This is a genomic window from Streptomyces chiangmaiensis (assembly GCF_036281785.1).
GTDB lineage: Bacteria > Actinomycetota > Actinomycetes > Streptomycetales > Streptomycetaceae > Streptomyces > Streptomyces chiangmaiensis.
In genome coordinates this window covers 1-13317 of record NZ_JAYWVC010000210.1, presented here as the reverse complement: position 1 = coordinate 13317, position 13317 = coordinate 1, and the positions used below count along the sequence as shown (strand labels likewise).

9 protein-coding genes and 4 pseudogenes are annotated in these 13317 nt (G+C 68.0%); 5 read left to right on the top strand and 8 right to left on the bottom strand.

Annotation, left to right across the window (positions count from 1 at the left end):
- Positions 1-230 precede the first annotated feature (230 nt).
- The 3 genes and pseudogenes from VXC91_RS36095 to VXC91_RS36085 all read left to right on the top strand — a co-directional run.
- Positions 231-761, top strand: coding sequence for a CBS domain-containing protein (locus tag VXC91_RS36095; protein ID WP_329511573.1), 531 nt, complete (start codon positions 231-233; stop codon positions 759-761).
- 308 nt (positions 762-1069) lie between these two features.
- Complete coding sequence (locus VXC91_RS36090) at positions 1070-1546, top strand: Hsp20/alpha crystallin family protein (protein WP_329511572.1); 477 nt, start codon at positions 1070-1072, stop codon at positions 1544-1546.
- A gap of 374 nt (positions 1547-1920) precedes the next feature.
- A pseudogene (locus VXC91_RS36085) lies at positions 1921-2691 on the top strand (baeRF2 domain-containing protein); the annotation flags it as partial.
- Between the two features lie 423 nt (positions 2692-3114).
- Here the strand turns inward: VXC91_RS36085 and VXC91_RS36080 are convergent.
- Positions 3115-3990, bottom strand: coding sequence for a universal stress protein (locus tag VXC91_RS36080; RefSeq protein WP_329511571.1), 876 nt, complete (start codon positions 3988-3990; stop codon positions 3115-3117).
- Positions 3991-4689: 699 nt separating this feature from the next.
- On the opposite strand from VXC91_RS36080, the pseudogene VXC91_RS36075 reads away from it, so the two are divergent.
- Positions 4690-5606: pseudogene (locus VXC91_RS36075) on the top strand (pyridoxamine 5'-phosphate oxidase family protein).
- Positions 5607-6130: 524 nt separating this feature from the next.
- Here the strand turns inward: VXC91_RS36075 and VXC91_RS36070 are convergent.
- The 7 genes and pseudogenes from VXC91_RS36070 to VXC91_RS36040 form a co-directional block, all read right to left on the bottom strand.
- On the bottom strand, positions 6131-7684 hold the full coding sequence (locus VXC91_RS36070; RefSeq protein WP_329511570.1) for a bifunctional aminoglycoside phosphotransferase/ATP-binding protein: 1554 nt from the start codon (positions 7682-7684) through the stop codon (positions 6131-6133).
- Between the two features lie 492 nt (positions 7685-8176).
- Positions 8177-8428: an acyl carrier protein gene (locus tag VXC91_RS36065; RefSeq protein WP_329511569.1), complete on the bottom strand. Its 252-nt coding sequence runs from the start codon at positions 8426-8428 to the stop codon at positions 8177-8179.
- The gene (locus tag VXC91_RS36060) at positions 8428-9897 is read right to left on the bottom strand and encodes a 2-oxo acid dehydrogenase subunit E2 (RefSeq protein ID WP_329511568.1); all 1470 of its coding nucleotides are present in this window, start codon (positions 9895-9897) and stop codon (positions 8428-8430) included. The genes VXC91_RS36065 and VXC91_RS36060 overlap by 1 nt, the downstream gene beginning before the upstream one ends.
- Positions 9890-10306 (bottom strand): transketolase C-terminal domain-containing protein, encoded by a 417-nt coding sequence (locus VXC91_RS36055; protein ID WP_329511567.1) that lies wholly within the window; start codon positions 10304-10306, stop codon positions 9890-9892. The genes VXC91_RS36060 and VXC91_RS36055 overlap by 8 nt, the downstream gene beginning before the upstream one ends.
- 92 nt (positions 10307-10398) lie before the next feature.
- A pseudogene (locus VXC91_RS36050) lies at positions 10399-10563 on the bottom strand (alpha-ketoacid dehydrogenase subunit beta); the annotation flags it as partial.
- A gap of 19 nt (positions 10564-10582) precedes the next feature.
- Positions 10583-11311: an AMP-binding protein gene (locus tag VXC91_RS36045; RefSeq protein WP_329511566.1), complete on the bottom strand. Its 729-nt coding sequence runs from the start codon at positions 11309-11311 to the stop codon at positions 10583-10585.
- Positions 11241-11882 carry an AMP-binding protein gene (locus VXC91_RS36040; RefSeq protein WP_329511574.1) on the bottom strand — a complete coding sequence of 214 codons (642 nt, stop codon included), beginning with the start codon at positions 11880-11882 and terminating at the stop codon, positions 11241-11243. Before VXC91_RS36040 ends, VXC91_RS36045 begins: the two co-directional genes overlap by 71 nt.
- 999 nt (positions 11883-12881) lie before the next feature.
- Here VXC91_RS36040 and VXC91_RS36035 point away from each other — a divergent pair.
- Positions 12882-13317: pseudogene (locus tag VXC91_RS36035) on the top strand (hypothetical protein); the annotation flags it as partial.

Below are 13317 nucleotides of genomic sequence, written 5' to 3'. Positions count from 1 at the left end.
ACGGGGCTGGAGTGTCCTGGTACGTGGCGATGCACGCGCCGTGACAGATCCCGACTCCATACGACGATTGAAGGAGCAGACGTACAGCGCACCGTGGGTAGGCGGGCAGCGCGAGTTGCGGATTCGTATCGTTCCGCTCAGCGTCACGGGGCGTCGGATCACCGTGTGACGAGGCGTGGTCTGAAAGAGATCGTCGGTGGAGAAGGAGAGGAATCACGAAGGAGGAGACCATGGAGCGACAGCAGGGAGCGACCCACAATGATGAGGCGGTCCTGGCTCGGACGGTCGCCGCCGTGATGCGCACCGCTGTGCCCACGATCGCTGTGGACGAAACCGTGCTCGTTGCTTGGGAGCTGCTGGAGCGATCCGGCTCTCGTCACCTGCCGGTCGTGCATAAAGACGGTCGCTGCGCAGGCCTGCTGGACAGGGCCGACGTGGCGGTCGCCTGTGCGGCACCGGCTACTTCGCTGACCGGCCTCCGCGTGGCCAACCTCCTGCCCGGCCGTAGGTCCGCGCTCGTACACGCGGAGGAGACCGTACACCACGCCGCCGACCTCATGAGCTACACAGAAGTCGACGCACTGCCGGTGCTGCAGGAAGACGGACAGCTCGCCGGGGTACTGACCGCAGCCGACATCGTGGCGGCTCTCGTCGGTCGACCAGCGCAGAGGGAACCCACCGAGATGGGGCAGCAGGCCCCGTCCACGGTGCTGCCCGGGCTTGCGCCTTGTCGGGGGTACCGCGGTGCGGCGGTGCCCTGACCAGGCTGCATCAACGTGTACGCCCGTGGCTCAGTAGCTGTGCACCGGCTGGCGACGGTGGCGTGTCGCTGACGTCTGGGGTGACCCGCAATGCGGTATGCGCCCGACGGGCATCCGAACGGTCGGTGACCTGGACGGTGACCGCGCCCGGGCCGAGGCCGAGGGTCCGGGTCAGGATGTCCGTCGTGATCTCCTCGCGGATCGTGACGTCGCCCAACGGGAGGGTTTCCGATGAAGTCGCCCGGTTGCGCGGGTACGTGCACCATGGAAGGTGACCTGAATACCACTCTTCGCGGAGGTGAGCCGCGATGACCCTGCCTGTACGACACCGGCCCGGCAGCCTTCTGGAGAGGCCGTTCCACGCCCTTGGACTGGGTGAACCGGTCACCGCCGAGTTCGACGAACTGTTCGAGCGCATGAACCGGCTTCTCGAAACCTTCGCCACCGCGCCGACGGCACTGGCCTGGGCGCCCGCGGCGGACATGACGGAGACCGATGTCGCCTACGTGATCGAGGCAGAGCTGCCCGGGGTCAAGCGTGACGACATCGACATCGAGATCACCGAGCGGGAAGTGCACATCACTGGTGAGTACAAGCAAAAGGAGCGAGAAGGCGTACTGCGCCGCAGCACCCGACCCGCCGGACACTTCGAGTACCGCGCACTCCTTCCCACAGATGTCAGGGCAGACGAGGTCAACGCAACCCTGAGCGACGGCGTACTCTCCGTCACAGTGCCCAAGGCACAGGCCGCCAAGCCGCGCCATGTCGAAATCACCGCGTCCTGACGCTCCCGCTTCGGCGTGGCGCGCGGCCCTCGCCCGACAGCAGCGACCTTGACCACTTCTTCCTTTCAGCCGTCGAGTGGAGGCCGCTCGGCAAGTCGCCGCCACATGGCAAGCATGCCCGCACGTACGAGCGGCCACAGACCTGCCCCGAGGGGCCGCTGCCGAGCGGCCGTCGAAACCCAGTGAGGCATAGGCACGTCTCTATCCACCGACCGCGATGCTGAACATGCAGCAGTCCCTGGCTTTCGCCGCCGAGCCGAGGTCATCCGAACAAACGCGGACGGCCGTCCGGCTTCGTGGCGGTCGGCCGGTCGCACGCATCGGGGGCTTCGGTCGTTCCACCCGGAGGCGACGACGCGCACTGGGGAGTGACCATGAGACTTTCCTTTCTCGAACCCCTGTACAAACAGCCCGGTCCCTTCGCGTCGGTCTATATGGACACGTCTCGCGACAGCGCCCTCGAAGATCCCGACGCCGCCATAGCGCTGCGTTGGCGGCATCTGCGAGACGCCCTGATCTCCGAGGGAGCCGACCACGGCTCCATCACCGCGGTGGCACGCATGGTGGGCAGCGACACGGATGTCCCCGGAACGCACGGGCAGGCGGTGTTCACGGCGCACGGTCGGCTGGCTCTGCTGGACGAACTGCCCGCCCCGCCTGCACGGGACACGGCGCACTTCGGAACGCTGCCGGACACCATGCCGCTGATCGTCCAGCACACGCCCGAGATCCCGTACCTGGCGATCCACGTCCACTACAGCGGCCGTCACTCCACGGACGCCACCGGGACTGTGCGTGTCGACGTGGAGGTCGGCGCATGGCCCCTGGTCAAGGTCACGCCAGGGCACCGCCTGCACGAGGAGATTCCCGTGGCCGACTGGCTGCACGCCGCTGAAGCCATCGGCCGGAAGCTGGAGGAGCATGCACGGCGTATTGATGCCGAAGAAGTGGTCGTCGCGGGAGATGTCTGGGCCCGCGGCATCCTCGTTCGCCGACTTCCAGCCTCCCTGCGCAGGCGGGTTACCACGGTGGAAGGTGCGGGCGAGTCAACGCCGGGGCGGGCACTTATGGAACACCGGCTCGAAAGCCTCTTCGGCGGACGCATGGCGGCGCATGACCGGGACCTGCTCGATGCCTTCCTCGCCCAGCAGGCACGCAGGGGAGCCTCGGCCGAGGGCCTCTCCGCCGCCGTATCAGCCCTGCAGCGCGGCCAGGTCAAGGCACTCTTCCTCAACGACCATCCCGAGTCGAGGCTGTGCCTGTGGGTCGGTCCGGACCCGGGTCAACTGGCCCTCACCGAGCAAGAACTGCGGTCCTACGGCGTACAGGACGTCCGCGAGGAGCGTGCCGGCGCAGCCCTGACCCGCGCCCTCGTGGGCACGAGGGCCGAACTGGTCCTGGTGCCCCAGGAGCAGTTGCGCCTGCGCGGGGGCGTGGGTGTGCTGCTGCGCTACGCCGACCCGTCATCGAAGACTTCGACGCAGGGAAGCACTTCATACTCCGGGGGGATTCCTCTGCTCGACCGGCGCTCCTTACGCCCAGTGCGCGAGGCCGAGTCCACGCGCGGGTCAGTCGTGCGGGACGACGGCGACGGGGCAGCGTGCGTGATGGAGGGCGGCCTGGGTCACGGGGCCGAGCAGGGGTCCCAGCACGGGATGGTGCCTGCGTCGGCCGACGACCAGCAGTCCGGCGCCCTCGGCGGCCCCGACGACTGCCTTCGCGGGGCTTTCGAGATGGACGCTGTCGGCCACCTCCACGCGCGGATACTTCTCGTGCCAGGGGCGCAGGGCCTGGTTCAGGTGCTCCCGCGCGTCCTGCCTGATCTCTTCAGTGATGTCGTGGTCCACGCCCCCGGATGCGTGTGAATGGAGAGGCAGGCTTCGGCCGTGGACGGCACGCAGAGGCACACCGTGTGCCGCAGCGGCGCGAAAGGAAAATTCGAGCAGGTCGTCGCAGGGACCGTGCAGTTTCAGCGCCACCACGACACGGCCTGTCGCAAGTGGAGCGGGCGGTCGCCCTTCTTTGTCTTTCATGGCACGGACCAGGACCACCGGCCGTTCGGCGTGTGCCACGACGGGCATACTGATGTCGCCCATGAAGTAGCTTTCCAGGAGTTCCAGCCCCCGCGAACCGAGTACGGTCATCTCGGACTCCGACGCCGCTTGCAGCAGCGCGTGCCGGGCGTCGTCGGCAACGAGGTCGCCGACAACGGTGAGGCCCGGGTGGTATGTCTGAAGTTCAGCCTGCGCGTTGTGCACAAGTCGCTTTGCCCAGTAGTTCTGGTCGATCTCTGAGGGGACACGGACCGGTTCCGGCGCGAGCAATGGCCAGGCATGCAGGAGGCGCAGTGTGAGCCCCCGCCGCTCGGCTTCGTCGGCGGCCCAGCGGGCGGCGGCCAGACTCTCCGGTGAGCCATCCAGGCCCACGGTGACCACCCGCTTCATGCGACCGCCTCCGTTTCGTAAGAAGCTCGTTCAGACCACTGCCGTCCTCCGCCGTCGTCAGAGATCGGAACGCACCCACACGGGCTCTCGTACGAGGAGTACCTCAAGGGCTGTGGAGTTGCATGCGAAGCGTGCTGCATGAGGATGGGGGCGCCCGTCCTGGTCAGCGAAGGCTGCCACCTCGCCACGCTGTTCCGCTGAACCTGCGGGGCTGCTTCTCGGTTCGGCCAATCGCGGCGAGGCCGACCACACTGGTGCCCGGCCGCTGTGTGCGCGGCGGAGAACTTCCTCAGGGAGAACTTCCCCAGACCCTGTCCGGGGAAGGCTCTCAAAGTCCGGAGCGGGAACGTCGTCGGCGTCGATTACGGCCATGCAGTTCGCGTTCCGCGATGCACGCGCGGTGTTTCCGCCGCAGCAGGTGCTCGACGACGCGCTCCGCGACCCGGCGGAGCATTCCACGCATGCGCGGGTGAGCCGTCCGCTGATCAACGTGGGGCGGCACGCCGGCCCCCCATGGGTCGATGGCAGTAGCCCAGCGTCGCCGGTCCGGGGTCCCAAGGCCGACGGATCGTGTCAGCAGAGGGCTCTGCTGGAGGGCCGACCCTTTCAGCCACGCGGTTCCGGAATCGCATCCCGCGCGGCGGCGCGCCGCGCGGGGCACGTTGGCTAGAGCATCACTGTGAGGAGAGGGTGGCGATCATGCAAGCTCACCTCGGTGACCAGCTCGTCATTGAGCGTCCGGCGACAGGTGCTGCCAGGCGCGACGGCGAGATCGTCGGACTCCATCACGAGGACGGAACACCTCCCTACGACGTGCGCTGGTCGGATACGGGCCAGGTGACGCTCGATTCCCCGGGCCCGACGCGCACGTCCGTCACCTCGAGCACAAGCCCGGCAGACTCGACGTGCCTGCCAGGCATCGCCTGGATGAGGCCGGTTCCGCCCCCACCGCGACGCCGCTTGGCGTGACAGCAGGCCCTCGCGACATCGGCCGACGCGTGGCCGCCGAGCGCAGGCGACAAGGACTGTCCCGGGAGGAAACTGCCGACAAGGCCGGCATGGCAACGGACTACCTCGCCTGTCTGGAAGAAGGGTCGGCCGATCCGAGTCTGGCGACTCTCATCAGGCTGGCCGGCGCCCTGGGCACCACCGTCGCATCGCTGCGCGGAGTCGCCGTCGAGGCGCCGCCCGGTCAGGGGCAGGCGCGCCTCCAGCCCGAACTTCAGGCTCTGAGTCCCGACGAATGCCGTGTCCGGCTTTCCACCCACGGTGTGGGCCGCGTTGCGGTGTCCACCCCGGACGGCCCGGCGATCATCCCGGTGAACTACGAGGTCGCGGACGACGCGATCGCCTTCCGTACTGCTCCCGGCTCGGCGCCGGCAGCGGCCGCGGGATCGGATGTCGCCTTCGAAGTCGACCACGCCGACGAGACCATGAGCCAGGGCTGGAGTGTACTGGTCGTTGGCCCGGCCAAGGTCGTTTCGGAGCCCGATGCTGTACGTAGGCTGGCGGAAGGGGCCCACACCAAGCCGTGGGCAGGGGCCCGACGCGAGATGTGGGTATCGATACGGCCCACCCGCCTCACAGGGCGCCGTATCGGCCCCGCCCATCAGTAGGCTGCCGCGGGCTGTGGCTTGTGCGAACGTGCATCTACGATCACGAAGACGCGTCAACCGAACTGTGGGCCCGCCGTGGCCCGTGCGCCTCTGTCGTGGCCGATGTGTACTTGCAGGCTGCCGGTTCTCCGCCCTCGGAACTTCACCCTGTGCCCTCTGGCCCGGACGGGCTGGCGGTTCGGCTGAGAGCTGGATATCGACGCCCTCCCCCTCCGCTCCGCACGCGAGCGGTGTTGGCAACGGAGACCAGCGTCCGACGGGGTGCTCATGAGGGCGCGCTTGCTGCGGTGGGTGTTGAGCATGGCTCTCGGGATCATGCCTAGCCGGGGCTGCGCGGCAGTTTCAGGAGCATGGCGCAGTGGCGCTCTAGGGTCAGCGACGAACGCGGCGCTCCGCCTGGTCGCGGAGCCCGGGAGCCCCGAGCCCGGGGCCACGAAGAACGTAACGGCTTCCGCATGGTGGCAGCAAAGACCCGGCGCATGCGGCAGCATGCTTGCGCGTTGCGGTCGTGTTGCCGTTTCTCCTCACTCCGGCTTCATATAGGGGCGGCGGAAGACGGGTGCCTGGCCTGTGCCCCACGGGCGTACCGCAGCCAACGCCTGAACGACCGCGGATTCCAAAGGGCCGCTGGTGTCGATCGTGACGGCCTCTGGCCACGGCGCCTCTTTGGCTGCCATTGCGGTGGCCACGTCGAGGTCGGCGTCCGACGCTCCGGTGGCGCGGTTGTTCAGGCGGGCCGCCGACACGTCCCAAGGAACCAGGCAGTGCAGGGCCACCAGGTCGGCGCTGGCGCGTTCGGCCACATGTACGGCTGCCTCGCGCTGTCTGGCATCGGACCAGCTGGCGTCCAGGACAACGGACTCGCCGGAGGTCAGCAGCGCGGAGGCATGGTCGAGGAGCGTCGCGTAGGTCTTGTCCGACCACTCGGCTGTGTACAGCCCTTCGCCGTAGCGGGCTGCTGCGGACTCCGCCGCGCGGATACCTGCCAGCTCCTTGCGCAGGCGGTCACTGCTGAGCAGTGTGACGCCCAGGCGATCGGCCAGTGCGCCGGAAAGGGTGGATTTCCCGCTGCCGGGAAGGCCACCGACGAGTGTCAGACCGGCAGCCGAGGTGCGCAGGTGACGCAGGGTCGTCGTGACCAGGCACCGGGACGCCGCCTCGGCGTTGGGGGTGCCCTGGCGGGCCTGGATCAGGGAGACCTTGGCCCGGACGAACGCGCGATAGGCGACGTAGTGGTGCCACAGGGAAGGGGGTGCGAGGTCGCCGGAGTATTCGGTGTACTGAGCGAGGAAGTATGCCGCAGCCCCCGGGGCGCCGAGCTGTTCCAGGTCCATGGCGAGGAATGCAGCGTCGTCGAGGCCGTCGACGTAGCGAAGGTGGTCGTCGAACTCCAGACAGTCCAGGACGCGGGGACCGTCGTCGAGGCAGAAGATGTCCTCGGCGAGCAGGTCGCCGTGGCCATCGACGATTCGCCCTTGCTCGATGCGGGTGTCGAACAGGTGCTTGCGGCCGGCGAGATACCGGCGCACCAACCTCTCTACCTCATCTACGCCATCGGGTGGAGCGTCCTTGTCAGCCATGGCCCGGACCTGTGCGAAGCTGTTCTCCCAGCGCGAGGACAGCGCTTCCAACGTGCCCTGTTCGTCTACTTCTCGGCTGCGGGGCGCGCTTGCGTGACGTGTGGCGAGCTGCCGGGCGACAGCCCGAAGCGCGTCCTCGACGGCGGCTCCTTCTCGTATCAGCTGAGAGAGGCGGCGGTCAGTAGGCATGCGGCGCATCACGACCAGCGGTTCGGGTTCCTCGGCATGCGGGCTGCGGATCTCTCCCATGCCCAGGTAGACATCGGGGGCGAAGCGGCGGTTGAGCGTGACTTCGCGTTCGCAGGCGGCTCGGCGAGCCGCCGCGGTGGTGTAGTCCAGAAATCCCAGATCGACCGGTTTCTTGAGTTTGTAGACGCGGTCACCGAGGAACAACACGACCGCTGTATGGGTCTCACGTACCTCTGCGCGCGGGAGCGGGGGCGCATCGAGTCCCGTGCTTGGCCGGAGCACGGACGCGTCCCTGTGATGCAGCGGCATTGTCGGCTCCCTGTGGTGGCTCGACTCAGTCATAGGGTGACGGCGACTGTACGGGCGGTCGGTTGACGCGGCTTCGGCCAGCCGATCCGGCGTAGTGCGCGGGCTCGACGGGGGGGTCGGTTCAATTCGTCCACCACGGGTACGGCGGTGGGCAGCTCAGATCCACTCGGACAGTCAATGCACTGCACAGCCCTCTGCACTGTTCTGTCCGCCGGCCTGCGTCCGAGGCCGGCATCTCGCGCGTCGGTGTCTCGTGTGTGGCACGTCGGGTCTAACGACATTGTGAGGGCACGGCGGCGGCCATGCGAGTTCACCTCGGCGATCGACTCGTTATCGAAAGCCTGGCGGCCCGCGCCACCAGGGGCGACGGTGAGCTTGCACAGTAAAAGCCGGCGGCAGGTTCCGAGTCGACGAGCCGGTCCGCATGACGCGGCGGCTCCCGGTTCGCCGTCCGCGAGCCCGAGGCGCGCCCCGTACCTTGAGAGGCGACGTTCACAGTTGCGCAGCCCGGGAGATCAGGAACGCGGTGCTGTCGTTCAAGGTCGTCAGCTGGGCGTAGGCGTCTTCGTCGATGCCCACCCCGATGCGCTGGGAGAGGAACTCCACGAATCTGAGGAAGTCGAGCGAGTCGAATTCGAGGGCATCGCGGAACGGTGTGTCCGGGTCCAGGTGGGTGAGGTCGGCGTCCGGCACCACGCTTTGGATCGCTTCCTGGACGGCGATGAGAGCGTCGCTCCGATCCATCACAGGTCCTCCGGTTTCTGGAGCAGGTTGTCTACGAGGGTCAGGAACCGAGCTCCTACAGCGCCGTCGCTGGCTCGGTGGTCCGCGGACAGGGTGGCCGTCACCACTGGGCGCACCCCGACCATCCCGTGGTCGGCCCATGGGCGTTCGACCACGGCACCGAACCCGACCAGGGCGACCTGGGGCGGATGGATGACGCCGTAAACCACTTCGACGCCTTGGTCGCCGAGGCTGGTGACCGTGAGAGTGCTTCCTGTGATCTCCGTTCCGCGCAGTCGCCCCCTTCGCGCACCCTCGACAAGGTTCTTGAGGCGACCCATCAGCTGCACGGGAGTCGGGGAGTCCGCGTCGTGGATGACCGGCGCGGCGAGGCCCCCATCGCGTAGGGACACGGCGAAAGCGAGGTGCACACCGTGACCGGGGACGAACGCTCCGTCCTGCCAGAAACCGTTGAGGTCGAGAACTTTGCGGGCTGCGGTAGCCACGGCCTTGAGCAGCAGAGCGGCGGGCACCATCCGTTCGCCTACCGGCAACTCCCGGTTCCGCGAGCGCAGCCACACGACTGCCGCGTTCAAGTCGATGGTCGTGGCGAGGTAATAATGCGGGATCTCCCGCTTGGCGCGGCTCATCAGTTTGCCGACCGCCTGCCGCATCGTTGTCGGCGCCGGCGGACTCGCCTCGGCGCGACGCGGCACCTTTCGGGGCCGCGGGGCTTCGGTTGCAGGTGCAGATGCAGGGGAGGGGGCTGCGAGCGTGCGCATCGCCTCTTTCACGCCTGCCGCTCGTACGGCTCCGTCCTCACCGGTGCCGTGCAGTATGCCGAGGTCGACGTGCAGCTCTCGCGCGAGTCGCCGAGCGTAAGGCGTGGCGTGTACACGCCGACTACTGGCGTGGGTGGCCCGCTCGACGTCGGTACGAGTGATTCTGCCGCCGGGTCCGCTGCCATGGATCGTCGCCAGGTCGATACCCCGCTCGCTGGCGAGGTGCCGAACCAGCGGTCCGGCTTCGGTGTGGACCACGGCGGGTTCCCGAGTCGTTGCGGGGGCAGGCGGTGCTGCACTTTCCAAGGGGCGTCGTGCCGTCGACTGCTTTGCGCGGGCTGGGGCCTTGTGTCTGGCGGGCACCCTGCTCTTGGCTTGCTCTCCGGTGGGCGGTCCGGAGACTGGCTGGGCAGCTCCCCCGGCCTTGGTGGCTCCGTCCGTTTGGTCCTCTGGCGCAGCCTCGGCCGCCTCCGCCGCCGCTTCGATGAGGGCCAAAGGCCCGCCCACCGGAACCCTGGTGCCGGGCGCGACCAGGATGCGGCCTACGATTCCGGACTCGAAACACTCGATGTCCACGGCGGACTTGTCGGTCACGACGACGGCGATCACATCGCCGCGCCGCACCGTGTCGCCGGGCGCGACGAGCCATTCGAGCAGAGTACCCGCCTCCATGTCCGCGCCCAGTGACGGCATGGTGAACTCACCCACGGTGCCCCACCGCCTCACGGGCTGCGGCGGCGATGACCTCCGCCTGGGGCAGCGCCGCCTCCTCCATGTGTCTGGCATAGGGGATCGGGACCTCGGCGCTGCACACACGTGCGACCGGTGCGTCGAGTTCGTAGAAGGCCTGCTCGGTGATCCGCGCAGAGACCTCGGCGGCGAAACTGCCGGTGCGCCAGCCTTCGTCGACGACGACGGCATGGTGTGTCCGGGCCACGGAGGTCATGACGGTGCTGTCGTCGAGGGGCCGTAGGGTACGGAGGTCCACTACCTCGGCGCTGATGTCCTCGGCGGCGAGCAGGTCCGCCGCGGAGAGGGCCTTGGGCAGCGAACCGCCGTAGGTGAGCAACGTGATGTCGTCGCCGGGGCGGCGGACGGCCGCCGAGGAGATGTCCACGGAGCCGCTGGCGACCTGAGTTCGCCGGAGACGTTGTACAACGAGCCGTGTTCGAAGATGACCACAGGATCCGGGTCGGCCAGCGCGGGGGCGAGCATGCCGCGCGCATCCTCCAGCGTCGCGGGGGCGAGCACACGGATCCCGGGGATATGGGCGTACCAGCCCTTCAGGCTGTGGGAGTGCTGGGCCGCCAGCTGTCGTCCGGCGCCGGTGGTCATCCTGATGACCACCGGAACCGAGAGCTGTCCGCCCGACATGTGCCGCAACGTGGCAGCGTTATTGAGGATCTGGTCGAGCGTGCACGATGTCACCGGTCAGGTACCAGCCGTCGACGAAGCACGCCGCGTACCGGTCCTCGGCATGCAGATAGCCGCGGAGCATCGACGGCCAGCCCGGTCTCAACGCCAGTTCCCCTTCCTGGCTCGGTTGCTCCACCACTTGGACGCGGCCTTCGGGCGAGCGCCAGACCTTGCCGTCGGGCGCGCGGGCCAGGGCGGCCGCGGTCATGCCGGGCAGAAGGCGGCCCATCGAGCCGGGCTTGAGGGGACAAGCCGCCAGATTGGCGATGACGATGCAGCCCGTCTCGGTCTGCCACCAATTGTCGTGCACCGGGAGCCCCAGCACGTCCCGACCCCACAGCACTACTTCCGGGTTGAGCGGCTCACCGACGGACGCGATGAACCGGAGAGCCGAAAGGTCGAATGAACGCGGGAGGTCGTAGGGGCCCTGCCGGGGGGTGGCCCGCATCAGCATGCGCAGGGCTGTGGGCGCCGTGTACCAGACCGTCACCCGCTCCTGGGCAAGGATGCCGTACCAACGGCGCGCGCCGAAGTCGCCTTCATCGACGACGACCGTGACGCCGTGCGTGAGCGGGGCGATGATCCCGTACGACGTGCCCGTGACCCAGCCGGGGTCCGCGGTGCACCAGTACCGGTCATCCGGCTGCAGGTCCAGCGCGTACGCGGCCGTGATGTGGTGGGCGACGACCGCCTCGTGCACGTGCATCGCACCCTTGGGTGCGCCGTGGTGCCGCTCGTGAAGTGCAACAGCGCCATCTCGTCGGGGCGCGTGGAAGGCACAGCGAAGTCCTCGACATCAGTGTGTCGAAGCAGAGAGTCCTGGAAAGATCCAGACTGCGGTCACCGACAATCAGAACGTGCTCAAGTTCAGGCAGGCCGTCACGTACCGGTGCGACTTTGCGACGATACAGCTCTTCGGCGGTGACCAAGGCGCGGGCATTGCCCAGGCGCATCCGCTGGGCCACAGGCTCCGGCCCGAAGGCCGAGAACAGTGGACATAGTACGGACGTGTTCTTGAGAGTGCCCAGGACCACCGTGAAGAGTTCGGGGCAGCGGCCCAGCAAGGTGAACACACGATCACCGCGGGCCATGCCGAGGGCCCGCAGCACGTTGGCGAATCGATTCGTCAGCCGCCTGAGGTCGGTGTACGAGATCGACTCGGCCGTACCGTCCCGACGCACACAGCGCAGTGCGACTCGGCCTCCCCGGCCCTCGCCCACATGGCGGTCCACTGCCTCGTATCCGATGTTCAGGCCGCCGTTCGGCAGCCCTGACATGCGTTCACGTGCTGCGTCCCAGCTGAATCCGGCGCGCGTCCGGTCATAGTCGGTGAGCACTGGGGTCACGGTGACCGGCGCCGTCTTGGCGATGACGTCCTGCGTCATGGCGACCGCCCTTCTCGCCCCCGCGTCCGGTATGTACCGCTCTCCCTCATGATCGACGCGAAAGACTGTGTCCGCGAATGGACCCGGAGACTTGCCCGGGGCCTCGGCTGGTTCCTGCCGTCCGCCTGGATACGCCCTTCCTCCGCGTTCCGCACAGTGCTTTCACGCTCCGGGGTGGGGCGGGGTCACACGGTATTGGCGGCTGTCACGGCCATGCGCCCTCACCCCCAGTTTTGCGCTGCGCTGCACGGTGCCAAGGGCCGGTCGGCCCCCTGGGTGGGGATGTACGGCCCAACCCGTGCACATGTCCGTGGATGCGTCCGGCAGTTTCAGAGCTGGGCCATGGGTCTGATCCCGCAGTGTCGTCGCTGGTCACGGAGTGTCTGTCACTGTCGGAGCGTGTCCCCCAATCAACCACATGGGGTGCCCTGTCCAGAGTATTCGCGCAGGCCAGCACGCCACGTCTGTGTAAATCTGCGAGTGGGACGCGGGCTGTCCATGGTCCGGCAAGGCGAACGGAGAACCGGTGTGGTTACGAGGCGGCGTGTCATCCAGGCTGCCGTTGCCGGAGGCGCGTTTGTGCTCGTTCCCTCCGGTATCGGGTTCGTCCCGGCGCGGTTGTCGTCACCGGCGGGGCGCACAGCTCTGGATCCGGAACGCATCGGAAAGTACCGCACACGTCTGTTCGTCCCTCCGGTCATGCCGCGGTCTGCCCGCGGCTCGGAGGGTGGGATCGACCACTACTCCATCGGCGCCCGTCAGTTCCGCCAGCAAGTGCTGCCTCCCGGCTTGCCGGCGACAACGGTGTGGGGATATGGCTCCACAGGGGAACCCGGCACCTTCCACTCCCCTTCGTTCACCCTGGAAGCTCGGGTTGGCACGCCTGTGCGGGTGCGGTGGAAGAACGAGTTGCTCGACCGCTCGGGCCGCCATCTGCCCTACCTGCTGCCGGTCGACCCGACACTGCACTGGGCGAACCCGCCGGGTGGGACGGGGGAGCGGGACGGGCACTCGATGTTCCGTTCGACGCCAGGTCCGTACACCGGCCCGGTGCCGATCGTGACGCATCTGCACGGAGGCCAGAACACGGAGGAAAGCGACGGATACCCCGAAGCCTGGTACCTTCCCGAGGCTGTCGACATCCCCGCCGGCTACGCCCGGGTCGGGTCGTACTACGACGTGTTCAAGCACAAGGCCGAAGCCGCCTACGACGTCACATGGGATCCGGGAGAGGCCGTCTTCCAGTACGCCAACGACGAGCGCGCGGCGACCTTGTGGTTCCACGATCACGCCTTGGGCGTGACGCGTCTGAACGTCTACGCCGGCT